19 protein-coding genes are annotated in these 20,613 nt (G+C 72.4%); 6 read left to right on the top strand and 13 right to left on the bottom strand.

Annotated elements, in window-relative coordinates:
- Positions 1 to 18 precede the first annotated feature (18 nt).
- The 5 genes from OO63_RS16565 to OO63_RS16585 form a co-directional block, all read right to left on the bottom strand.
- Positions 19 to 423: a VOC family protein gene (locus OO63_RS16565; protein ID WP_030362003.1), complete on the bottom strand. Its 405-nt coding sequence runs from the start codon at positions 421 to 423 to the stop codon at positions 19 to 21.
- Between the two features lie 165 nt (positions 424 to 588).
- Entirely contained in the window at positions 589 to 1,788 is a 1,200-nt protein-coding gene (locus tag OO63_RS16570) for a hypothetical protein (protein ID WP_030362004.1), read from the bottom strand.
- Positions 1,770 to 2,588 (bottom strand): ABC transporter ATP-binding protein, encoded by an 819-nt coding sequence (locus OO63_RS16575; protein ID WP_030362005.1) that lies wholly within the window; start codon positions 2,586 to 2,588, stop codon positions 1,770 to 1,772. Before OO63_RS16575 ends, OO63_RS16570 begins: the two co-directional genes overlap by 19 nt.
- Positions 2,589 to 2,788: 200 nt before the next feature.
- Positions 2,789 to 4,171, bottom strand: coding sequence for an aspartate aminotransferase family protein (locus OO63_RS16580; RefSeq protein WP_193560558.1), 1,383 nt, complete (start codon positions 4,169 to 4,171; stop codon positions 2,789 to 2,791).
- On the bottom strand, positions 4,156 to 4,665 hold the full coding sequence (locus OO63_RS16585; protein ID WP_030362007.1) for an Lrp/AsnC family transcriptional regulator: 510 nt from the start codon (positions 4,663 to 4,665) through the stop codon (positions 4,156 to 4,158). Before OO63_RS16585 ends, OO63_RS16580 begins: the two co-directional genes overlap by 16 nt.
- Positions 4,666 to 4,821: 156 nt before the next feature.
- Here OO63_RS16585 and OO63_RS16590 point away from each other — a divergent pair, with 156 nt between their 5' ends.
- The 3 genes from OO63_RS16590 to OO63_RS16600 all read left to right on the top strand — a co-directional run bounded on the left by OO63_RS16590 (position 4,822) and on the right by OO63_RS16600 (position 10,534).
- Complete coding sequence (locus OO63_RS16590; protein WP_030362008.1) at positions 4,822 to 6,261, top strand: gamma-aminobutyraldehyde dehydrogenase; 1,440 nt, start codon at positions 4,822 to 4,824, stop codon at positions 6,259 to 6,261.
- A gap of 152 nt (positions 6,262 to 6,413) precedes the next feature.
- Positions 6,414 to 9,227: a hypothetical protein gene (locus tag OO63_RS16595; protein ID WP_030362009.1), complete on the top strand. Its 2,814-nt coding sequence runs from the start codon at positions 6,414 to 6,416 to the stop codon at positions 9,225 to 9,227.
- A 131-nt stretch (positions 9,228 to 9,358) separates the two neighbouring features.
- Positions 9,359 to 10,534: a polyamine ABC transporter substrate-binding protein gene (locus OO63_RS16600; protein WP_033264182.1), complete on the top strand. Its 1,176-nt coding sequence runs from the start codon at positions 9,359 to 9,361 to the stop codon at positions 10,532 to 10,534.
- Positions 10,535 to 10,578: 44 nt separating this feature from the next.
- On the opposite strand, the gene OO63_RS44710 is transcribed toward OO63_RS16600, so the two are convergent.
- Positions 10,579 to 10,998 (bottom strand): hypothetical protein, encoded by a 420-nt coding sequence (locus tag OO63_RS44710; protein ID WP_030362011.1) that lies wholly within the window; start codon positions 10,996 to 10,998, stop codon positions 10,579 to 10,581.
- A 159-nt stretch (positions 10,999 to 11,157) separates the two neighbouring features.
- A complete protein-coding gene (locus tag OO63_RS16610; RefSeq protein ID WP_030362012.1) occupies positions 11,158 to 11,766 on the bottom strand; it encodes a TetR/AcrR family transcriptional regulator in 609 nt (202 codons plus the stop codon).
- Positions 11,767 to 11,934: 168 nt separating this feature from the next.
- Between OO63_RS16610 and OO63_RS16615 the strand changes: the two genes are divergently transcribed.
- The gene (locus OO63_RS16615; RefSeq protein ID WP_030362013.1) at positions 11,935 to 12,681 is read left to right on the top strand and encodes an SDR family NAD(P)-dependent oxidoreductase; all 747 of its coding nucleotides are present in this window, start codon (positions 11,935 to 11,937) and stop codon (positions 12,679 to 12,681) included.
- 25 nt (positions 12,682 to 12,706) lie between these two features.
- Here the strand turns inward: OO63_RS16615 and OO63_RS16620 are convergent, their stop codons facing one another.
- Positions 12,707 to 13,897 carry a serine hydrolase domain-containing protein gene (locus OO63_RS16620; RefSeq protein WP_030362014.1) on the bottom strand — a complete coding sequence of 397 codons (1,191 nt, stop codon included), beginning with the start codon at positions 13,895 to 13,897 and terminating at the stop codon, positions 12,707 to 12,709.
- A 126-nt stretch (positions 13,898 to 14,023) separates the two neighbouring features.
- Positions 14,024 to 14,446: a winged helix-turn-helix transcriptional regulator gene (locus OO63_RS16625; RefSeq protein ID WP_051810936.1), complete on the bottom strand. Its 423-nt coding sequence runs from the start codon at positions 14,444 to 14,446 to the stop codon at positions 14,024 to 14,026.
- Positions 14,447 to 14,580: 134 nt separating this feature from the next.
- On the opposite strand from OO63_RS16625, the gene OO63_RS16630 reads away from it, so the two are divergent.
- Entirely contained in the window at positions 14,581 to 15,252 is a 672-nt protein-coding gene (locus tag OO63_RS16630; protein ID WP_051810937.1) for an NADPH-dependent F420 reductase, read from the top strand.
- A gap of 9 nt (positions 15,253 to 15,261) precedes the next feature.
- On the opposite strand, the gene OO63_RS16635 is transcribed toward OO63_RS16630, so the two are convergent.
- From OO63_RS16635 to ybiA, 4 genes are all read right to left on the bottom strand, one after another.
- Complete coding sequence (locus tag OO63_RS16635; protein ID WP_030362017.1) at positions 15,262 to 16,029, bottom strand: SAM-dependent methyltransferase; 768 nt, start codon at positions 16,027 to 16,029, stop codon at positions 15,262 to 15,264.
- Between the two features lie 128 nt (positions 16,030 to 16,157).
- On the bottom strand, positions 16,158 to 16,883 hold the full coding sequence (locus tag OO63_RS16640) for a glycerophosphodiester phosphodiesterase (protein WP_078619182.1): 726 nt from the start codon (positions 16,881 to 16,883) through the stop codon (positions 16,158 to 16,160).
- A 176-nt stretch (positions 16,884 to 17,059) separates the two neighbouring features.
- Positions 17,060 to 18,184: an adenosine deaminase gene (locus OO63_RS16645; RefSeq protein ID WP_397622187.1), complete on the bottom strand. Its 1,125-nt coding sequence runs from the start codon at positions 18,182 to 18,184 to the stop codon at positions 17,060 to 17,062.
- Between the two features lie 135 nt (positions 18,185 to 18,319).
- Entirely contained in the window at positions 18,320 to 18,847 is a 528-nt protein-coding gene (gene ybiA / locus OO63_RS16650) for a riboflavin biosynthesis intermediates N-glycosidase (protein WP_030362020.1), read from the bottom strand.
- Positions 18,848 to 19,084: 237 nt separating this feature from the next.
- Between ybiA and OO63_RS16655 the strand changes: the two genes are divergently transcribed.
- Positions 19,085 to 20,590 carry a gamma-aminobutyraldehyde dehydrogenase gene (locus OO63_RS16655; protein WP_030362021.1) on the top strand — a complete coding sequence of 502 codons (1,506 nt, stop codon included), beginning with the start codon at positions 19,085 to 19,087 and terminating at the stop codon, positions 20,588 to 20,590.
- The last annotated feature ends 23 nt before the right edge of the window (positions 20,591 to 20,613 follow it).

Consider the following 20,613-nt stretch of genomic DNA (forward strand, 5'->3'; position numbering starts at 1 on the left):
CTGGGAGGCGGCTTCGGGTCAGCCCTCGGCCTGCGTCGGGTCCATCCACATGACCTCCCAGGTGTGACCGTCCAGGTCGTCGAACGCCCGGCCGTACATGAAGCCGTAGTCCTGGGTCTTGCCCTCCGTGGCGCCCGCGGCGACCGCCTTGTCGACGAGCGTGTCCACGGCCTCGCGGCTCTCGGCGCTCAGGCCCACGAGGACCTCGCTGGTCTTCGTGGCGTCGGCGATCTCCTTCGTCGTGAACTGCGCGTAGTGCGACTTGCTGAGCATCATCGCGACGATCGTCTCGCTGATCTTCACGCAGGCGGTGTCGTCCGTCGAGAACTCGGGGTTGAGCTCGTAACCGAGGCTGGTGAAGAACTTCTTGGAGGCCTCGACGTCGTTCACGGCCAGGTTCACGAAGATCATCTGCTGGTACATGTGCGTCTCCCGTGGGGTGTGTGCCTCTTGTAAGCGCCTGTGTGCGTCTTACGGAGGATTAGACGGCCCCGGGGAGCGGAACTCATCGCCCTTCGCAAAAATTCTTGTACGAGTTTTCGAGAGCGCCCGATCCGTGGTCGCCCCGGAGCGTCCGAGCGGCACCGCTCAGCGCACGAGCGGCATCGCCGACACCTCCGCCACCAGCCACGTCACCGGCCCGAACACCGCGAGCAGCGCCCCGGCCCGCAGTGCCGCGCACCCCCGGAGCAGCGCCGCGGGCGCCCCGAGCCGCAGCAGCGCCGCCGTCGTGTCGGCCCGGGCGTGCCGCGCCTCGATCGCGGCCGTGGCCAGGGTCAGGACGGCGCAGCCCGCGACGACCACGGCGCCGAGCGTGGTGAGCGGGCCGATGTCCGAGCCGCCGCCCGCCGTGTCGGCGTACAGGGTGCGGGCCGCGTACGCGCCCGACGCCACCGCGCACACCACGCCGAGCGGCCGTCCGATCCGCCGCGCCTCCTGCTGGAGCACGCGCCCCGCGAGCAGCCGCAGCGCCCCGGGCCGCACGGCCTGGAGGATCCGCCCGCACAGATGGGTCAACGCGGGCCCGGCGAGGGCGAGGCCGAGGGCGGTGAGCCCCCATCCCGCGAGCGCGCCGACGGGGCTGCCCGCGAGCCCGCCGGGCAGGCGCGGGCCCGAGCCGTCGTCGGCGCTGCTCGCGTACGTCTCGGCGGCGAGCCCGGCGGCGAACAGCGCGACGCCCCAGGGCAGGCCGCCGGGCGCGGCGGCGGGGGGCGCCAGGGCGGACGGGTCGGTGTCGGGGGCGGGTTCGGCGTCGGGTGCCGCGTCGGATCCGGGCCGCGCCCGGCGCGGGCGCAGCGCGACGGCGCTGGCCACGGACGCGGCGAGCGGCGCGAGCGCGAGCAGGGTCAGGGCGGCGGCGAGCGGCAACGGCCGGTCGGCGGCGAGGAGTTCGGCCGCGGCGCCGTCGAACGGCAGGCCCGTCAGGTCGCCGCGCAGATGCAGGAAGAACAGCAGCGCGAGCATGGAGCCGAGCGTGCAGGCCACGGCCGTGGTCATGGCGGAGATGACCATGAGGCGGCCGGGCCCGAGCCCGATGGAGGCGAGGCCGGGGCGCGGCCTGGTGCCGGGGTCGGTGCGGGCCACGGCGACGGCGAAGTAGACAGTGGCGGCGAGCGGGGCGGCGCACCAGGCGAGCCGGAGCAGGGCGCCGGTGGACCCGGCGTGACTCATCGCGTACCCGAGGGCGCACAGGAGCAGGAAGCCGGTTCCGGCCGCCGCGGCGGCGACCAGGAGCCTGCGCAGCTGGACCAGGGGGTGGGAGCCGCGGGCTAGGCGGAGAGCGAGCACGCGGCCCGGCCTTCCGTGTCGGAGTCGGTGGGGGTGGCCGTGTCGGTGGGAGCGGCGGCGACGCGGGAACTCGCCGCTCCGGTGCGTCCGGCGGTTCTCGCCTCGTCGCCCGGCAGGTGCACCGTGTGCACGCGCCGCCCGTCGAGCAGCGTCACCGTGCGGTCGGCGAGGGACGCGACCTCGGCGTCATGGGTGGCGAGGACGACGGTGATGCCGTGCGAGCGGGCCGCCGTCGTCAGGGTGCGCAGGACGTGTGCGCGGTCGGCGCGGTGCAGCGGCGCGGTGGGTTCGTCGGCGAAGAGCACGGACGGCGCGCAGGCCAGGGCGCGGGCCACACAGACGCGTTGGCGTTCCGCCTGGGTGAGGTCGTGCGGGCGTTTGCGGGCGCAGTCGCCGATGTCGAGGCGTTCCAGCCACTCGTGGGCGGCGGTGCGGGCGCCGCGCCGGGCGCCGCCGCGCAGCATCAGGCCGAGGGCGGCGTTCTCCCAGGCGTTGAGTTCGGGGACGAGCCGGGGCTCGGGGTCGATCCAGCCGAACTTGTCGCGGCGCAGCCGTTCGCGGGCGAGCGGGCCCATGGTGTGCACGGGCGCGGAGTTGAACCACACCTCGCCCCGGTGGGCCAGGAGTTGCCCGGACAGGCAGCGCAGGAGCGTGGTCTTGCCGCTGCCGCGCGGGCCGCCGACGGCCAGGATCTCGCCCTCGCGGACACCGAGCGAGACGCCGGTGAGTGCGGGGGATCCGTTGAGTGTGACGTGCAGGGCGCGTGCCCACAGCACGTCGTTGTCCGGCGGGGCCACCATGGCGTACACCTCGGTTCAGATCAGATTGCCTCCCCCGTACGGGGGAACGAAGGCTGGGCCGATCGGTCACTGGGCACGCTAAGGATTCGGCGCCGGGGGCCGGACAAGGACGCGGCCCGGGTGCGCCCATCTCACTCGGATGGGTGCACCCGGGCCGGTCACGGGGCGGGGCGTGGCGGACCCGAAAGGTCCGCGGCGGCTCAGATCTTGCTCCAGGCCTCCGTCAGGACCTGCCGCACGATGCCCTCGATCTCGTCGAACGTCGACTGGTCGGAGATCAGCGGCGGCGACAGCTGGATGACCGGGTCACCGCGGTCGTCGGCGCGGCAGTACAGGCCGTACTCGAAGAGCTTCTTGGAGACGAAGCCGTAGAGCACGCGCTCCGACTCCTCGTCCGTGAAGGACTCCTTGGTGGCCTTGTCCTTGACCAGCTCGATGCCGTAGAAGAAGCCGTTGCCGCGGACGTCGCCGACGATCGGCAGGTCGTGCAGCTTCTGGAGGGTGCTCAGGAAGGCGCCCTCGTTGTCGAGCACGTGCTGGTTGAGGCCCTCGCGCTCGAACAGGTCGAGGTTGGCGAGGCCGACGGCTGCGGAGACCGGGTGGCCGCCGAAGGTGTAGCCGTGCAGGAAGGTGTTGTCGCCCTTGTAGAACGGCTCGGCGATGCGGTCCGAGACGATCGCGGCGCCGATCGGGGAGTAGCCCGAGGTCATGCCCTTGGCGCAGGTGATGATGTCGGGGACGTAGCCGAACTTGTCGCAGGCGAACATCGTGCCGAGGCGGCCGAAGGCGCAGATGACCTCGTCCGAGACGAGCAGCACGTCGTACTGGTCGCAGATCTCGCGGACCCGCTGGAAGTACCCGGGGGGCGGCGGGAAGCAGCCGCCCGCGTTCTGCACCGGCTCCAGGAAGACGGCGGCGACCGTCTCGGGGCCCTCGAACAGGATCTCCTGCTCGATCTGGTCGGCGGCCCAGCGGCCGAAGGCCTCGGGGTCGTCGCCGTGGATCGGGGCGCGGTAGATGTTGGTGTTCGGGACCTTGTGGGCGCCCGGGACCAGCGGCTCGAACGGAGCCTTCAGGGCGGGGAGTCCGGTGATGGACAGGGCGCCCTGCGGGGTGCCGTGGTAGGCGACCGCGCGCGAGATGACCTTGTACTTCGTGTGGTTGCCGGTGAGCTTGTGGTACTGCTTCGCCAGCTTCCACGCGGTCTCGACGGCCTCGCCGCCGCCGGTGGTGAAGAAGACCTTGTTCAGGTCGCCGGGGGCGTGGTGGGCGAGGCGCTCCGCCAGCTCGACGGCCTTGGGGTGGGCGTACGACCAGATGGGGAAGAAGGCGAGGTCGGCGGCCTGCTTGGCGGCGACCTCGGCCAGCTCGCGGCGGCCGTGTCCTGCCTGGACCACGAACAGGCCGGCGAGGCCGTCGAGGTACTTCTTGCCCTTGTCGTCGTAGATGTAGGTCCCTTCGCCACGCACGATGGTGGGAACGGGCGCGTTCTCGTACGACGACATGCGGGTGAAGTGCATCCACAGGTGGTCGTAGGCGGTCCGGCTGAGGTCCTTGGTGCTCACGGCTATCGGGTTCCCCACATGTAGGTCTGCTTCTTGAGCTTGAGGTAGACGAAGCTCTCGGTGGAGCGCACGCCGGGGAGCGCGCGGATCCGCTTGTTGATGACTTCGAGCAGGTGGTCGTCGTCCTCGCAGACGATCTCGACCAGGAGGTCGTGCGAGCCCGCGGTCATCACCACGTACTCCGCCTCCGGCATGGCGGCCAGGGCGTCCGCGACCGGGTCCACGTCGCCCTCGACGTCGATCCCGACCATCGCTTGGCGCCGGAAGCCCACGGTGAGCGGGTCCGTCACGGCCACGATCTGCATCACACCCTGGTCGAGCAACTTCTGCACCCGCTGGCGCACGGCCGCCTCGGAGAGGCCGACGGCCTTGCCGATGGCGGCGTACGGACGGCGGCCGTCCTCCTGGAGCTGCTCGATGATCGCCAGGGAGACGGCGTCGATCGACGGGCCGCCGCCACCGCGGGAGCTGCTGGGGTCTGCGCTTCGACTTGCCACGACTTCACTGTGCACGACGTCTCGTCTGTTCCGCAAGCCCGGAGCGATGAAATTCGTTGTCCGACAACTCCATGGACACGGATTTCGCAGATATGGGCGGCTGGGTATGTTGAAAGCGTCGGTACAACGACTAGGGTGGGTGTCTCATCCACTGGACAGGAGGGCTTGGCAGTGACCACCGAGCTGCGCCGTCTGCGCAACTACATCAACGGCGAATTCCGGGACGCGGCCGACGGGCGGACCACCGAGGTGATCAACCCGGCGACCGGCGAGGCGTATGCGGTGGCCCCGCTGTCGGGCCAGGCCGACGTCGACGCCGCCATGAAGGCCGCCGCCGACGCGTTCCCGGCCTGGCGCGACCTGGTGCCCGCCGAGCGCCAGAAGGCCCTGCTGAAGATCGCCGACGCGTTCGAGGAGCGCGCCGAGGAGCTGATCGCGGCCGAGGTGGAGAACACGGGCAAGCCGATCGGACTCACGCGGTCCGAGGAGATCCCGCCCATGGTCGACCAGATCCGCTTCTTCGCGGGCGCGGCCCGGATGCTCGAAGGGCGCGCCGCCGGCGAGTACATGGAGGGTCTGACCTCCATCATCCGCCGCGAGCCCATCGGCGTCTGCGCGCAGGTCGCGCCGTGGAACTACCCCATGATGATGGGCGTGTGGAAGTTCGCCCCGGCGCTCGCCGCGGGCAACACCGTCGTCCTCAAGCCGTCCGACACGACCCCCGCGTCGACGGTCCTGATGGCCGAGATCATCGGCTCGATCGTGCCGCCCGGCGTCTTCAACGTCATCTGCGGCGACCGTGACACCGGCCGCGCGATGGTCGAGCACCGGACCCCCGCCATGGCCTCCATCACCGGCTCCGTGCGCGCCGGCATGCAGGTCGCCGAGTCCGCCTCCAAGGACCTCAAGCGGGTCCACCTGGAGCTCGGCGGCAAGGCGCCCGTCGTGGTCTTCGAGGACACCGACATCGCCAAGGCCGTCGAGGACATCTCGGTCGCGGGCTTCTTCAACGCGGGCCAGGACTGTACGGCCGCCACGCGTGTGCTCGTCCACGAGTCCATCCACGACGAGTTCGTGACCGCCCTCGCCAAGGCCGCCGCCGACACCAAGACCGGCCAGCCGGACGACGAGGACGTGCTCTACGGCCCCCTCAACAACGCCAACCAGCTGAAGCAGGTCACCGGCTTCATCGACCGGCTGCCCGCGCACGCCAAGGTCGAGGCGGGCGGCCAGCGGGTCGGCGAGAAGGGCTACTTCTTCGCGCCGACCGTCGTCTCCGGCCTCAAGCAGGACGACGAGATCATCCAGAACGAGGTCTTCGGCCCCGTCATCACCGTCCAGTCCTTCACGGACGAGGCCCAGGCCATCAGTTACGCGAACGGAGTCGACTACGCCCTCGCCTCCTCGGTGTGGACCAAGGACCACGCCCGCGCGATGCGCCTGTCCAAGGCCCTCGACTTCGGCTGCGTGTGGATCAACACCCACATCCCGCTGGTCGCGGAGATGCCGCACGGCGGCTTCAAGAAGTCCGGCTACGGCAAGGACCTCTCGGCGTACGGCTTCGACGACTACACGCGCATCAAGCACGTGATGACGTCCATCGAGGGTTAATTCGGGTGCCTTCGGGAGCCGCCCCCGCGTACCGTTGCGTACGCGGGGGCGGCTCCCGTTGTGTGCTTCCTTCTCCCTTTCTTCTGCAAAAAGATCCGTAGCGCACACACTCTCCGCCCCCGCTTCTGCTTGTACTACGGGGGTGTGACCTGATGACGACGACCGACGACCTCGCCGCGCTGCTGCTGCGCCGCCGGCAGAGTGTGTACGTGCCTTCCGGCGCCGGAAGGTCCGCGGTGACCGAGGCCGCCGTGGTCGTCCTCGAAGCCGAACTCGCCGACCGCGGACATCTGTTGACCGCCCCGCTGCGGCGCGCTCTCACGGATCTGTCCGCCGCCGAACTCGCCGTGACCGGCATGCGGCTGCTCGCGGACGTCGACGCCCAGATGGGCTCCGACCGCCACCACGCCCCGCTGTTCGCGCGGTTCCCCGAGGAGATCCCCTACCAGCACGCGTACGACCGCTACACCAGCCTCGTCGTCGCCCACCTCGCCGCCCAGCCGCACCAGCCCTGCATGAACTGCGCGGGCACCAAGGCGCGGGTGCGCGCCCTCGCGCCCTGCGCGCATCTGGTGTGCGACAACTGCCACGGCGTGGCCCAGGACTGGGGCTGCTGCGACGACTGCTGCGTCTGGTACGCCTGCCCGATCTGCGAGAAGCGCTACGAGACCGACGGACCCACCGACCCCTGGATCGACACCGGGGACACCCCCGCGGGCGACGGCGGCGACATCCTGCGCGCCCTGCGCCTGGGCGCGCCCGGCGACGAGACGGCGGAGCTCGCCGCGCTGCTCGCCCGCCGGACTCCGCTGAACCCGCAGGACCACGACGACCTGGTGCTGCTGCTTGCGCGGGCCCACACGGGCGGGGTCCATGCGGGCGGGGTCCGCGCGGATGGGGTCCGCGCGGCCGGCGGGGCGAGCGGTGACCTCGGCTGGCTGCCGGACGAGATACCCCTGCGGGAGAGCAAGGCCCTCGCCCTCGCGCCGCTCCTGGACGACCCGGCCACGCGGCCGCTCGTCGCCCGGTACGCGAACACGGCCACCGACGTGCTGCGCCTGCTCGTGGTCCGCTCCGGCGGCGACCCCGACCTGCTCGAACTGCCGCGCCTGCGGCGGGTGTCCCGCCCGCTGCGGCGCGAACTGCTCGCCCTGCTCGACACGTTCGGGCTCGACAGCCTCTGTGAGGACTTCGCCCGGTACCCCGGCGCCTGGAAGCGCGTCGGTGAGGTCCTGCATCCCTTCGAGGGGGGCGCGCGGGCCGGACGGCACCCCCGTGCCGCGCTCGCCTTCGCCGTCCTGCGCGGCACCCGGCTCGACGACCCCGCGCTCACCGAGGTGCTGCTCGCCGAGGCCGCCCGGCACGACGGCATACGTCTGGACGGGGATCGGCTGCGCCACGTCGGCTGGCAGGGGCGCGTCGAGGCGGCCCTCGCCCGCTGGGACACCACGGCCGCCACCGCGCTGCTGCGCGGTCGGCCCGGTGAACTCCTCCGTCGGCTCGACGTGTTGCTGGCACGGTCGGGCGAGACGACGCTGCCCGAGGAGGTCGGCGACGCGCTGGCGCACGCTCTGCCGCGGGCCGGTGTGGGGCCGCTGCTCGGGGCGTACGGGCGGATGAAGGTGCGCGCGGAGCCCGGGGGGCGGCGAGTGTTCTTTCCGCGCGGGCGCGTGACCAAGGGGTACGCCGTCGACGATCACCGGCCGCCGCTGCCCGCCCGGGTGGCGGCGCGGGCCGCGGAGCTCATCGAGGCGGAGGCGGTGCGGCGGCTCGCGGCGGGTGGCCCTGCCGGGGGCTTCCCCAGTCCCGCCCCTTCCCGTGACCAGGGGCTGCCGCCCCTGGACCCTGCTGATCGCCGCTCCGCGGCTCGTCCTCGAACGCCGGACGGGCTGAAATCGTCCGGCACCGGCAAGGGGCCGGTGCGTTCGGACGAGCCGTACGACATCGCCGTGCTCGACGCCGCCCTCGTCGATCTGCCCGTGCCGTTCGCCGAGCGCGCCTCCGCGGTGTCGCTCGTGTCCGTGCCGCGCGGCAGCTCGCTGCCCATGCCCGCGGCCGGTGAGCGGGTGCGGCTGTTTCTGCACTGGCAGCAGCCCAAGGGTGTGCGGGTCGACCTCGACCTGTCCGTGGCGCTGTTCGACGACGCCTGGCGGTTCGTCGGGCTGTGCGACTACACGCAGCTGGAGTACGCGGGTGGTGCCGCGGTGCACTCGGGGGACCTGACGTCGGCGCCCGCGCCGCACGGCGCCACCGAGTACCTGGACCTGGACCTGCCGCGGCTCACCAAGGCCGGGGTGCGGTTCGTCGTGCCCGCCGTCCTGTCGTACAACAACGTGCCCTTCGACGAACTCCCGGACGCCTTCGCCGGGTTCATGGCCGTCGACCCGGCGCGGCAGGAGCGCGTCCGCTACGACCCGCGCACCGTGCGACAGCGGTTCGACCTCGCGGGCGAGGCGGCGCTGCGCGTCCCGATGATCGTCGACCTGCGCTCGCGCCGAGCCTGGTGGGCCGACCTCACGCTGGCCACGGGCGACGGCAACCACAGCGTCTGGCGGCACCGCGCGGCGCTCGCCCGCGCCGGGCACGACCTGGTCGACACGTTCGAGGCCGGAGGCCGGGCCACGCTGTGGGACCTGGCCTGCTGGACGGCGGCGGCCCGCACCGACGGCGACGTCCTGGTGCGCGGACGCGGCCATGTCCTGTGGGGCTACCGCCGGGAGGAGGACGAGCCGCGCGCCGACTTCGCGGTGCGCGTCCGGGACGCGTGGGAGCCCGATGTGCTCTGCGCGGAGCCGGAGTTGGCGGGCAGTCGCGCGCTGGTCGCCCTCGTGCACGGCGACCTGGCCGGGGCGGAGCGAGCGGCGTCCGGCACGGCGTACCGGCTCTTCCCCGGGCCGCTCGACGAGGCGCCCCTGACCCGGGTGACGGCGTCGGACCTGGCGGGGTGGCTCGCCCCGGGCCGCTGACGGACCCCGCGCGGCCCGACAGCCTGTCGGGCCGCGCCGCCCCCGCCCCGACGCACCGTCCATTGCCCGGCCCCCGCGCGCCCGTGCATGCTGCCGAGGTGCGAGCGAACCCGAAAGCCTCCGTAGCCTCCGTGTCCCGCCGGTCCCTGCTGCGCGCCCTGGGCGGCGGTGCGACCGCCGCCGGGGTGGCGGCGCTCGCCACCGGCTGCGGGGTCCCGGCCGCGTACATCGCGCCCGACGAGCGCGGCGCCGCCGACCGCTCGCGCACGGACCGGAAGGTGACCTTCGCCAACTGGCCGCTCTACATCGACACCGACGACCAGGACAAGTCGAAGCGGCCCACGCTGGAGGCCTTCGAGAAGCGCACCGGGATCGACGTGCGCTACACGGAGGAGATCAACGACAACGACGAGTTCTTCGGCAAGATCAGCCCGTCCCTGATGAACCACCAGGAGACCGGCCGCGACCTCATCGTCATCAGCGACTGGATGTGCGCCCGCTTCGTGCGCCTCGGCTGGGTGCAGGAGATGGACCGGGCCCGGCAGCCCCACGTCACCAAGTACCTCGACCCGCTGCTGCGCTCGCCCAGCTTCGACCGGGGCCGCAAGTTCACGGTGCCGTGGCAGTCGGGGATCACCGGCATCGCGTACAACAAGAAGCGGCTCGGCCGGGAGATCCGGCACGTGTCCGACCTGTGGGCGGGCGACCTCAAGGGGCGGGTCACGCTGCTCTCCGGCCTCGACGAGGCGTTCGCGCTGCTCATGCAGGGGGACGGGGTCGACGTCACGCGGTGGACCGCGGACGACTTCCACCGGATGTGCGACCGGGTCGAGAAGCTCGTCGACAGCCACCACATCCGCCGCTTCACCGGCAACGACTACATCAAGGACCTCTCCAGCGGCGACGTCCTCGCCTGCCAGGCCTACAGCGGTGATGTCATCCAGCTCCGCGCCGACGACCCGGACATCGAGTTCGTCGTCCCCGAGGAGGGCGCGGAGCTGTGGGCCGAGTCCCTGATGGTCCCGAACCTCGCCCGCCACAAGTCCAACGCCGAGCGGCTGATCGACCACTACTACGAGCCCGAGGTCGCCGCCGAGCTGGCCGCCTGGGTCAATTACGTCTGCCCCGTGCCCGCGGCCCGCGACGTCCTCGCCTCGTCCAAGGACAAGGAACTCGCGGCGCTCGCCGACGACCCGCTGATCTTCCCGGACGACGGCATGCGCAAGCGGCTCGCGATCGCGCGGGACATCACCTCGGGGGAGCGCACCGAGTTCGCGAAGCGGTGGAACTCCCTGGCGGGGCTGTAGGGCGGACCCGCCCCGACATCGGGACGGCCCCGGCCCTCCGGGTGTCAGCCGAGCGAGTCCCGGCCGCAACTGCCGTGCGCGGTACCGAGGATCCGCGAAGCCTGCTTCCCGTCGAGCTTCAGTTCCCGCTTGGTCTTCTTGACCTGGTCGACGAGGGCCTGCCCGTGGGCGGCGCAGAGCGCGCTGCCGTGGGCGACGAGTTCGTCGTCGCTGACGCGGTCCAGGTCCGGGTAGTTCTCCCGGATGGTCTTCAGGTAGAACGCGGCCGACACCTCCGTGAGGCCGCGCGCTCCGTCCGGGGACGCGGACGGGCTCCCGGACGGGGCGGCCGAGGGGGATGTGGCGGACGTGGCGGTCGGTGTCGCCGAGGCCTTCGCCTCGCGGTCCCCGGACGAGCCGCATGCCGAGGCGCCGAAGACGGCGAGCGTGAGGCAGACGGCGAGCAGGGGCAGACGCTTGTGCATGAATCTCCTGGTACAGAGGTGAACCGAGGGATTCTCCCCCATACCCGGCACCGGCCTCCGCACCGGCCCCCGCACCGGCCCCCGAAGAGGCCCCGCGCAGGCCCGTCTTGGCCCGGCCCCGGCCCCCGCCTCGGCCGGCGATGCCCCGCATGACGTGGGTCAGGGCGGCGGAGCGGCCACCACGTCCCAGGCCGCCATCGCCCGGTCCACCGTCTTGTCCAGGTCGGCGCTCGTCGCCCCGTCGCGGGCCTGGACCGACATGCCCTGGATGACCGTGGTGTAGAAGGCGGCCATGGCCTCGGTGTCGGTGCCTGCGGGGAGTTCGCCCTCGCGGACGCCCCGGTCCAGGCGGCGGGCCACCGTCTCCGCGCCCGCCTTCCGCCAGCCCGACAGGTGCTCCCACACGGGGGCGTTCGCCGCCGAGCAGTTGGTGGCGGCGAGCACGATCATGCAGCCGCTGGGGCTGCTGCCGTCGGCGTACGCGCGCGCGTTCTCGCGCAGCACGGACTCCACCGCCGCCCGGGCCGAGGGGAGTTCGTCCATCTGGGCCATGGCGGAGCCCTCGGTGTCGTTGTACAGCGAGACCGCCTCCCGGAACAGCGCCTCCTTGGAGCCGAAGGCGGCGTACAGGCTGGGCGAGGCGATGCCCATGGCGGAGGTGAGGTCTGTCATCGACGTGGCCTCGTACCCCTGGCTCCAGAACACCTCCATGGCCCGGCGCAGGGCCGTCTCCCGGTCGAACGCCCGGGGCCGTCCGCGTCCCGCCACGACTACCGCCTCCCTGGTCCCCGTGCCCGTCGAATTTCTGTGTCGACTGACAAATATAGGCCTTGACGTGCCGGTGAGCCCGTGTGAAAGTTTTCTGTGTCGATCGGCACAGAAATGCGGCCGAGGTCGGCACACCTGTACGTACAAGATCGAGAGTCGGGGTCGGGGATGACTGAGCTGCTGGGCAAGGCCGCGCTGGTGACGGGCGGCAGCCGGGGGATCGGGGCGGCGATCGTGCGGCGGCTCGCGCGGGACGGGGCCGATGTGGCGTTCACCTATGTGAGCCCGGCCGGGAAGGCGAAGGCCGAGGCCGTCGTGGCCGACGTGGAGGCGGCGGGGCGGCGGGCCTTCGCCATCCAGGCCGACGCGGCGGACGCGGACGCGGTGCGGGAGTCCGTGGAGCGGGCGGCGCGGGAGCTGGGCCGCCTGGACATCCTGGTCAACAACGCGGGCGTGTACCCGTACGGGCCGTTCGAGGACGTCACCCCGGAGGAGCTCGACCGCACCCTCGCGATCCACGCCCGCGCGGCCTTCGTCGCCGGTCAGGCCGCCGTCGCGCATCTGCCGCGGGGCGGGCGCATCGTGAGCATCGGCACGAACCTCGTGCACCGGGTGCCGTTCGGCGGCATCGTCCTGTACTCCATGAGCAAGTCCGCCCTCAGCGGCTTCACCAGGGCCCTCGCCCGTGAACTCGGCCCCCGCGGCATCACGGTCAACGCCGTGCACCCCGGCTCGACGGACACCGACATGAACCCGGCCGACGGCGACACCGCCGACTTCCAGCGCGGCATGTCCGCCCTCGGCCACTACTCGAACGCCGACGACATCGCGGCGACGGTGGCCCACCTGGTGGGTCCCGGCGGGCGCACCATCACCGGCACGGAGGTCACGGTCGACGGCGGGACGAACGCCTAGGGCCTGTCCGATGGGTCGGCGCGGGTCAGCCGCGAGGGTCCCCGATCGCCGCCCCCACGATGCGCTGGGCGACCGGGTTCATGTCCTGGCCCTTGGCGTCGGTGGAGTTGACCGAGTAGACGAGGACGGTGTCCAGGTTCCGGGTGGCGGCGAGGATCGAGTTGTAGCCGTGCCGCCCCCCGGTCTTCAGCCAGACGACCCGCCCGTCGGGCGCCTCGAAGCGCGTCAGGCCCGCGCTCATCGTGGCGCCCTCGATGCCCTTCGGCACCGTGAACATCTCCTCCAACTGCGGCTTCGGCACGATCCTGCCGCGGAACAGCGCGACGGTCAGCCGCTCCAGGTCGGCCGTCGTGGAGATCATGTCGCCGCCCGCCATCCGGTCCCGCTGGTTCCACTCGGTGACGTCGACGAGGCGCGTCCCGCCGCCGGGCTCCTCCACGGCCTGGTAGCCGCGGTTGTGCGGGCCGTGGATGCGCGGGTCCGTGCCGGGGAAGGAGGAGTGCCGCATGCCCGCCCGCTTGAGTACGCGCCGGGTGGCCTCCTGCTCGTACGAGTGCCCTGTGACCTTCTCGATGAGCAGCCCGAGCAGCGTGTAGTTGATGCCCAGGTACTCCTGCTTGACCCCCGGGTCGTGAGCGGGCCCCTTCGCGATCGACGTGACGGCGACCTCCTGCGGGGTGAGCGTCTCGAAGCGGTTCGCGTACAGCGCCTCGAAGGTGTTGCCGAGCGAGCGCCCCGGCTGCAACCCGCTGCTGTGGTTCAGGAGTTGGCGTACGGAGACGGGCTTGCGGAAGGCGTCGGCGTTCGCGGCGAACAGGTCGGGCAGATAGCGCTGCACCGGCGCGTTCAGGTCGACTCTGCCCTCGGCGGCGAGCTGCAGCACCACGGCCGCCGTCACCACCTTCGTGGTGGACCCGGCCCGGAATCGCCCCTCAGGGTTCGCCTCTCGCCCCGACTTCAGATCCCTGACCCCCGAACTCCCGTGCCACGACGTCTTCTTCCCCCGCACCCGCACCAGCGCGGCCGTCGCGTCGGCGTCGGGAAGACCGTCGATGGCCGCACGCAGCGCCGCGCCGTCGGGCTCCGACCGACTGTCCGCGGCGACGGCGGCGGGCGCCGAGACTCCACCACTCGCGAGGGCGGGCGCCGCGGCCGCCGTGAGGCCGAGAACGACGGCAGTGGCGACCGTGGCGGAGAGACCGGCACGTACACGCATGAGCTGCTCCAGGTGAGATGAGTGACGGTGGGATCCCTCTCATCCTGCGCGGCGGGCGGGTGGGGGCGGATCGTCATTGGGGAGGGGTGGGGACCCTGAGGTGGTTCCGGGGCAACTGGTGCGCGTCTAGGGGTAGTTGTAGGGGTGTTCCCCTCGGGGGGCCTCGGCTCTGTCCTGCGCCGCCAGGACCTCGTCGCCGTGTTCGTGGGCCCATGCGCCGAACGCCTCGATCGGGGCGATGAGGGTGCGGCCGAGGTCGGTCAGGGCGTACTCGACGCGGGGTGGGGACTCGGCGTAGGCGCTGCGGGTGAGGAGGCCGTTGTACTCCAGGCGGCGGAGGGTCTCCGTGAGGATCTTGGGGCTGATGCCGCCGATGTGGTCGCGCAGTTCGCGGGGGCGCAGGGGGCCGTGCCGCAGGGCCCAGAGCGTCACCGCGTTCCAGGTGTTGGCGAGCAGGTCGAAGGCGAGGCGGGCGCGGCAGTCGGCGAGGAGGCCGGTGGGTTCGCGGGGTGCGGTCCGGGGCGGGTCGTGGGGCGTCACGCTTCGCATGGTGCCCGAGGGGGCGTGCGGCGGTGAAGGCGGGCCGAGACTTACCGATCGGTGCCCGAGCGGCTTTCTAGTGTCGTTCTCGTACTGCCGGTCAACGGGCCGGTGCAGGGGATGTACGAGGGAGAGCGACGCGTATGCGGATAGGGATTCTCGGGGCCGGGAACATGGCCGGCGCGCTGGGTGCGCAGTGGGTCCGGGCCGGGCACGAGGTGTTCGTCGGCGGGCGTGACGAGGGGCGGGCGGCCGCGCTCGCGGGGCGGATCGGTGCGGTGGGGCACGGTCCGCTGCGGGCGGCCGTCGAGTTCGGGGACGGCGCCGTGCTGCACGCGCTGCCGTACGCGGTCGGGGCCGACGTCGCCGCCGGGCTCGCCGACGTCCTGCGCGGCCGGGTCCTGATCGACTGCTCCAACCCCGTGGGCGAGGGCTTCGCTCTGCTCACGCGGGGCGCGGAGTCCGCCGCCGAACGGCTGGCCGTGGCGGCGCCCGGGGCTCGCGTGGTGAAGGCGTTCAACCTGTGCCACGACAGCGTGTGGCGGCTCGCGCCGCCCGTGTTCGACGGGCGGCGCCTCGCGGTGCCGGTGTGCGGTGACGACGAGGACGCGCTCGGTGTCGTACGCGCACTGGTGCGGGACATCGGCTGCGTGCCCTACGAAGCGGGCGGCCTCGGCCGGGCCGGGCTCATGGAGGCCACGGCCGCGCTCCTGATCGGCCTCTGGGTCGGCGAGGGCGTGGACGCGCAGGCCATCGTGCCGCCGGTCGGCCTGGTGGTGGCGGGGGAGGCCGGGGTGGCGGGGGAGCCGGGCTAGCCTCCGGCGCTACGGCTTGCGGCCCACCGCGCCGAGCTGCGGCACCGGCTCGGCCTCCGGGAACCGCCAGCGCGCGCACGAGTCGACGCCCGGTTCGAGGAGGTCGAGGCCCTCCATGAACGACAGGAACTCCGCACGCGTGCGGCCCGTGATCGGCGGCGTCGCGTTGGCGTTCCAGAAGTCCATGGCCGGCTGGTTGTCGGCGCCGCCGACGTCGGCGTCGAGCGTGGGGTGGGTCAGGACCAGGTAACTGCCGGACGGCACCGCGTCCATGAGGGTCCGCACGATGCCGCGGGCCACGTCCGTGTCGGGGATGAAGTTGAGGATGCCGAGCAGCATCACGGCCACCGGCTGCCCGAGGTCGAGGGTCTCGGCGGCGGCCCGCAGGATGCGCTCCGTGTCCCGGGCGTCCGCGTCGATGTACGCGGTCGCGCCCTCGGGGGAGCTGGTGAGCAGGGCGCTCGCGTGGGCCAGGACGATCGGGTCGTTGTCCACGTACACGATGCGGGCGTCCGGCGCGATGCGCTGGGCGACCTCGTGGGTGTTGTCACCCGTGGGCAGGCCCGTGCCGATGTCCAGCAGCTGGCGGATGCCCCGCTCGCCCACCAGGTGCGCCACCGCGCGGCCGAGGAACGCCCGGTCCGCGCGGGCCACTTCGCCGATGCCGGGGAACATCTCGACGACCTGCTCGCCCACCGCGCGGTCCACCGAGTAGTTGTCCTTGCCGCCCAGCCAGTAGTTCCAGACGCGGGCGTTGTGCGCCATGTCGGTGCGGATGCGGCCGGTGCCGTCCGGGTTCTCCGTGCGTTCCGGGTGTTCCGGGTTCTGTGCGGGCCGCGGGTGTTCCGGGTTCTGTGTGGGCTGCGGGTGCTCCGGCTTCGGTAAGTCGGCTGCGTGCTCTGCGCTCACTCGTGAGGTTCCTTCCCCGTCTCCTGGCGGTGCCGCCGGGGCCCTCGGGACAGCTCGGCGGCGAGTGCGTCCACGCGGTTGGTGGTGATCGAGTCCACCCCGTGGGAGATGAGCTTACGCATGGACCGCCGGGTGTCGGGAGTCCACGCGGAGACCAGCAGGCCACTCGCGTGCACATGGTCGACCAGGTCCCGACTCACAAGCCCGAAGCGGTAGTTGAGCCAGCGCGGGGCGATCGCGGCGAGCACGGCGGGCCGGGGCGGGGCGAGCGACTTCCAGGTGAGGGCGATCTCCGCGGCCGGGTCCGCGGCCCGCACGGCGAGCATCGCGTCGGGGCCCGCGCAGTAGTACGCCCGGTCCGCGGCGCCGCAGTCGCCGATGACGCCGACGACGGCGCGCGCCGACTCGTGGGTCGCGCCGGGCAGGTCGACGAGGACGCGGTGGCCGTCCGTCTCCTTCAGGGCCTCTTCGAGGGTGGGCACGCCGCCGCCGGTCAGCCCGCGCACCTCGTCGGCGGACAGCGCGGACAGCGGCCGGTCGTGGCCCCAGAGCCGGGCGAGGTCCGCGTCGTGCAGCAGGACGGGGACGCCGTTGCGGGTCAGGCGGACGTCGATCTCCACGGCGTCCGCGCCCTGTTCGAGCGCCGAGCGCAAGGAGAGGAGGGTGTTCTCGCGGACGCGGTAGGGGTCGCCTCGGTGGGCCACGGCAGTCACGGTGCGCATGGCACCCATTGTGGCGGGGGGCGGGCCCCGGGGCTTGTCGGCCCGGGGCCCGCCCGCGTCGCGCTCGGGGTGGGTCAGGAGGACTGCGAGTCTCCGTGGGTCAAGAGGACTGCGAGTCCGTGCGTCAAGAGGACTGCGAGTCTCCGTGCGTCAGGAGGACTCGGCGTCTTTGTGCGTCAGGACGCCAGCCAGTTCTCCGTGTACGCGTCGATCTCGGCGGTGATCCTGTCCTTGCCCGCCCGGTCCAGGAACGACGCCTCGACGCCGTTCTTCGCGAGGTCGGCGATGCCGCGCTCGTCGAGGCCGAGGAGGCGGGCGGCGACCGCGTACTCGTTGTTGAGGTCGGTGCCGAACATCGGCGGGTCGTCGGAGTTGATGGTGACGACGACGCCCGCGTCCACGAACTGCTTGAGCGGGTGCTCGTCGAGGGTGGTGACGGCGCGCGTGGCGATGTTCGAGGTCGGGCAGACCTCCAGCGGGACGCGGTGCTCGGCGAGGTGCGCGAGGAGCTTCGGGTCCTTGGCGGAGCTGGTGCCGTGGCCGATGCGCTCGGCGCGCAGGTGCGTGAGCGCGTCCCAGACGGTCTCCGGGCCCGTGGTCTCGCCCGCGTGCGGCACGGAGTGCAGGCCGGCGGCGATGGCACGGTCGAAGTACGGCTTGAACTGCGGGCGCGGTACGCCGATCTCGGGGCCGCCGAGGCCGAAGGAGACCAGGCCCTCGGGGCGGATGCCGTCGGTGGTGGCGAGCCGCGTGGTCTCCACCGCCGACTCCAGGCCCGCCTCGCCCGGGATGTCGAAGCACCAGCGCAGGACGACGCCGAGATCGGCCTCGGCTGTCTTGCGGGCGTCCTCGATGGCGGCCATGAAGGCGCGCTCCTCGATGCCGCGGCGGGTGGAGGAGAAGGGGGTGATGGTCAGCTCGGCGTACCGCACGTTCTGCCGGGAGAGCTCGCGGGCCACCTCGAAGGTGAGGAGGTGGACGTCGTCGGGGGTGCGGATCAGGTCGACGACGGACAGGTAGACCTGGATGAAGTGGGCGAAGTCCGTGAACGTGAAGTAGTCCGCGAGGGCCTCGATGTCCGTGGGCACCTTGGAGTCGGGGTGCCGGGCGGCGAGGGCGGAGACGATCCGGGGGGAGGCGGAGCCGACGTGGTGGACGTGGAGTTCGGCCTTGGGCAGTCCGGCGATGAACGTGTGCGCCTGCGCCTGCGCGGCGTGGTTGTGCTGGTCGGTCATGGGTTCCTCCCCGGGAACACGGTGTGATCGGCTGATCGGATGACCCCCGCGGGGGTCGGGGATCATCGTAGGACGCGGGTCCTGGCCGGAGCCGAGCGGCCACCGGCGCCGAGGCCCGGGCGCGACAAGGCGGTCACCGGCGCCGAGCCCCGGGCGTGGCCGGGCGGCCACCGCCACCGCTTCCCGGGCCGGCCGGCGCCGCTACCGCAGCCGCTCCCGCGCCTCCATCAGCGCGAACCCGAGGAGATTCAGCCCCCGCCACCCCGCCGGGTCCCCGATCCGCGGATCGTCGGCGGCGAGCCCGACCCCCCACACCCGGTCCACGGGACTCGCCTCGACGAGCACCCGCTCCCCGGTGCCCACGAGATACCCCCGCAGCGCCTCGTCCGACGAGAACTTCCGCGCCGACCCCTCGACCACGATCCCGAAGCGCTCCCGCTCCCAGACCTGGTCGTCGAACCCCCGCACAAGCCGCCCGGCCCGCTTGGCCTCGGCGGGCGTCCGTGCCGTGAGCGCCGCCCGCTCGGCGTCGGTGTCGCCGAAGAGGCGGGCCTTCGCCGCCATCATCCAGTGCTCCGCCGTCGCGTACTCCACGCCGTCGGCCGTGAAGGGCGAGGGCCACCACTGGCTGAAACAGCTGTGCCCCAGCGCGCCGTCACGGCGCGGGGCGTGCCCCCAGAAGTACAGGTACTCGACCTTGTCCTTCTCCCTGCCTTTCCCCGCGTCCACTCCCGTGTCCTCCCCCGAGAAATCGCTGATGCACGCCACTCTGGCAGGCACCACTGACACTCCGTCCCACAATTTCCAAGCCGACTCGACACCTGGTCGACAGATTCCGTCGCGTAACCAAAAGGCAACAACGGAATCACTTGCTGGACCATCGACCCCCTGTCAGGATCGGCACTCAAATCGATCTGGAACTACGCCGACCCTCTCGGGACGGGGCGGCCGGCGGAGGAGAGCGTCATGCACACATTCCAGGCGCGGGACCGGTTCGCGGACGGCGCCCAGTACATCGCGGGACGCCTCACCCAGGGCACCTCGGGCCGCACCCACGCGGTGGTCGATCCGGCCACGGGCGACGAGGTCCTCAGCTACGAGCTCGCGGGCGCCAAGGACGTGGACGACGCCGTCGCCGCCGCCGCGGACGCGTACACCGGCTGGTCGGCCGCGAGCCCCGGCGAGCGCTCCGACGCCATGCACCGCTTCGCCGCCGAGCTGTCCGCCCGGGCCGAGGACCTCGCGCAGGCCGAGTCCCTCCAGTGCGGCAAGCCGATCAAGCTGAGCCGCGAGTTCGACGTACCGGGCACGATCGACAACACCGCCTTCTTCGCGGGCGCGGCCCGCCACCTGGCGGGCCAGTCGGCGGGGGAGTACGACGGTGGCGACCACACCTCGTACGTCCGCAGGGAGCCGATCGGTGTCGTCGGCTCCATCGCGCCCTGGAACTACCCGCTCCAGATGGCCGCCTGGAAGGTCCTCCCGGCCATCGCGGCAGGCAACACCATCGTCCTGAAGCCGTCCGAGCTGACGCCGTTCACCTCGCTGATGTTCGCGCAGGCCGCCACCGCCGCCGGGATCCCCGACGGTGTCGTCAACATCGTCACGGGGGCGGGCCGAGACGCCGGTGAGCACCTCGTCGGCCACCCCGACGTCGTCATGACGTCCTTCACCGGCTCGACCGGCGTCGGCAAGCGCGTCGCGGAGGTCGCCACCGCCACCGTCAAGCGGCTCCACCTGGAGCTCGGCGGCAAGGCGCCCTTCGTCGTGTTCGACGACGCCGACCTGGAGGCCGCCGTGCACGGCGCCGTCGCGGGCGCCCTCATCAACAGCGGCCAGGACTGCACGGCCGCCACGCGCGCGTACGTACAGCGGCCGCTCTACGACGCCTTCGTCGCGGGCGTCGCCGACCTGATGGCGACCGTGCGGCTCGGCGACCCCTTCGACCCGGCCACCGACCTCGGCCCGCTCATCTCGCACACGCACCGGGACCGCGTCGCCGGCTTCGTCGACCGGGCCCGCTCCTACGCGCGCGTGGTGACGGGAGGAGAAGCCCTCGACCACCCGGGCGCGTACTACAAGCCCACCCTCATCGCCGACGCCGCGCAGGACAGCGAGGCGGTGCAGGCGGAGATCTTCGGCCCGGTGCTCGTCGTGCTGCCCTTCGACTCCGACGCCGACGGCATCCGCCTCGCCAACGACACCCCCTACGGCCTCGCCGCCTCCGCCTGGACCCGGGACGTCTTCCGCGCGAACCGTGCCACCCGCGAGATCAAGGCGGGCTGCGTGTGGGTCAACGACCACATCCCGATCCTCAGCGAGATGCCGCACGGCGGTTACAAGGCGTCCGGCTACGGCAAGGACATGTCCGCGTACTCCTTCGAGGAGTACACGCAGATCAAGCACGTCATGTTCGACAACACCGCGGTGGCCAGGAAGGACTGGCACCGCACGATCTTCGGGGACCGATAGCCAGGAACGCGGGAGCGGGCGCC

The sequence above is a fragment of the Streptomyces alboflavus genome, from assembly GCF_000716675.1.
Taxonomy (GTDB): Bacteria; Actinomycetota; Actinomycetes; order Streptomycetales; family Streptomycetaceae; genus Streptomyces; species Streptomyces alboflavus.

Coding starts and splice junctions, on each gene's coding strand:
- OO63_RS16575 (WP_030362005.1), bottom strand. CDS start 2,588: ATGGTGGCCCCGCCGGACAACGACGTGCTGTGGGCACGCGCCCTGCAC.
- OO63_RS16645 (WP_397622187.1), bottom strand. CDS start 18,184: ATGATCCCCGACCCCCGCGGGGGTCATCCGATCAGCCGATCACACCGT.
- OO63_RS16630 (WP_051810937.1), top strand. CDS start 14,581: ATGCGGATAGGGATTCTCGGGGCCGGGAACATGGCCGGCGCGCTGGGT.
- OO63_RS44710 (WP_030362011.1), bottom strand. CDS start 10,998: ATGCACAAGCGTCTGCCCCTGCTCGCCGTCTGCCTCACGCTCGCCGTC.
- OO63_RS16625 (WP_051810936.1), bottom strand. CDS start 14,446: ATGCGAAGCGTGACGCCCCACGACCCGCCCCGGACCGCACCCCGCGAA.
- OO63_RS16620 (WP_030362014.1), bottom strand. CDS start 13,897: ATGCGTGTACGTGCCGGTCTCTCCGCCACGGTCGCCACTGCCGTCGTT.
- OO63_RS16595 (WP_030362009.1), top strand. CDS start 6,414: ATGACGACGACCGACGACCTCGCCGCGCTGCTGCTGCGCCGCCGGCAG.
- OO63_RS16565 (WP_030362003.1), bottom strand. CDS start 423: ATGTACCAGCAGATGATCTTCGTGAACCTGGCCGTGAACGACGTCGAG.
- OO63_RS16615 (WP_030362013.1), top strand. CDS start 11,935: ATGACTGAGCTGCTGGGCAAGGCCGCGCTGGTGACGGGCGGCAGCCGG.
- OO63_RS16655 (WP_030362021.1), top strand. CDS start 19,085: ATGCACACATTCCAGGCGCGGGACCGGTTCGCGGACGGCGCCCAGTAC.
- OO63_RS16640 (WP_078619182.1), bottom strand. CDS start 16,883: ATGCGCACCGTGACTGCCGTGGCCCACCGAGGCGACCCCTACCGCGTC.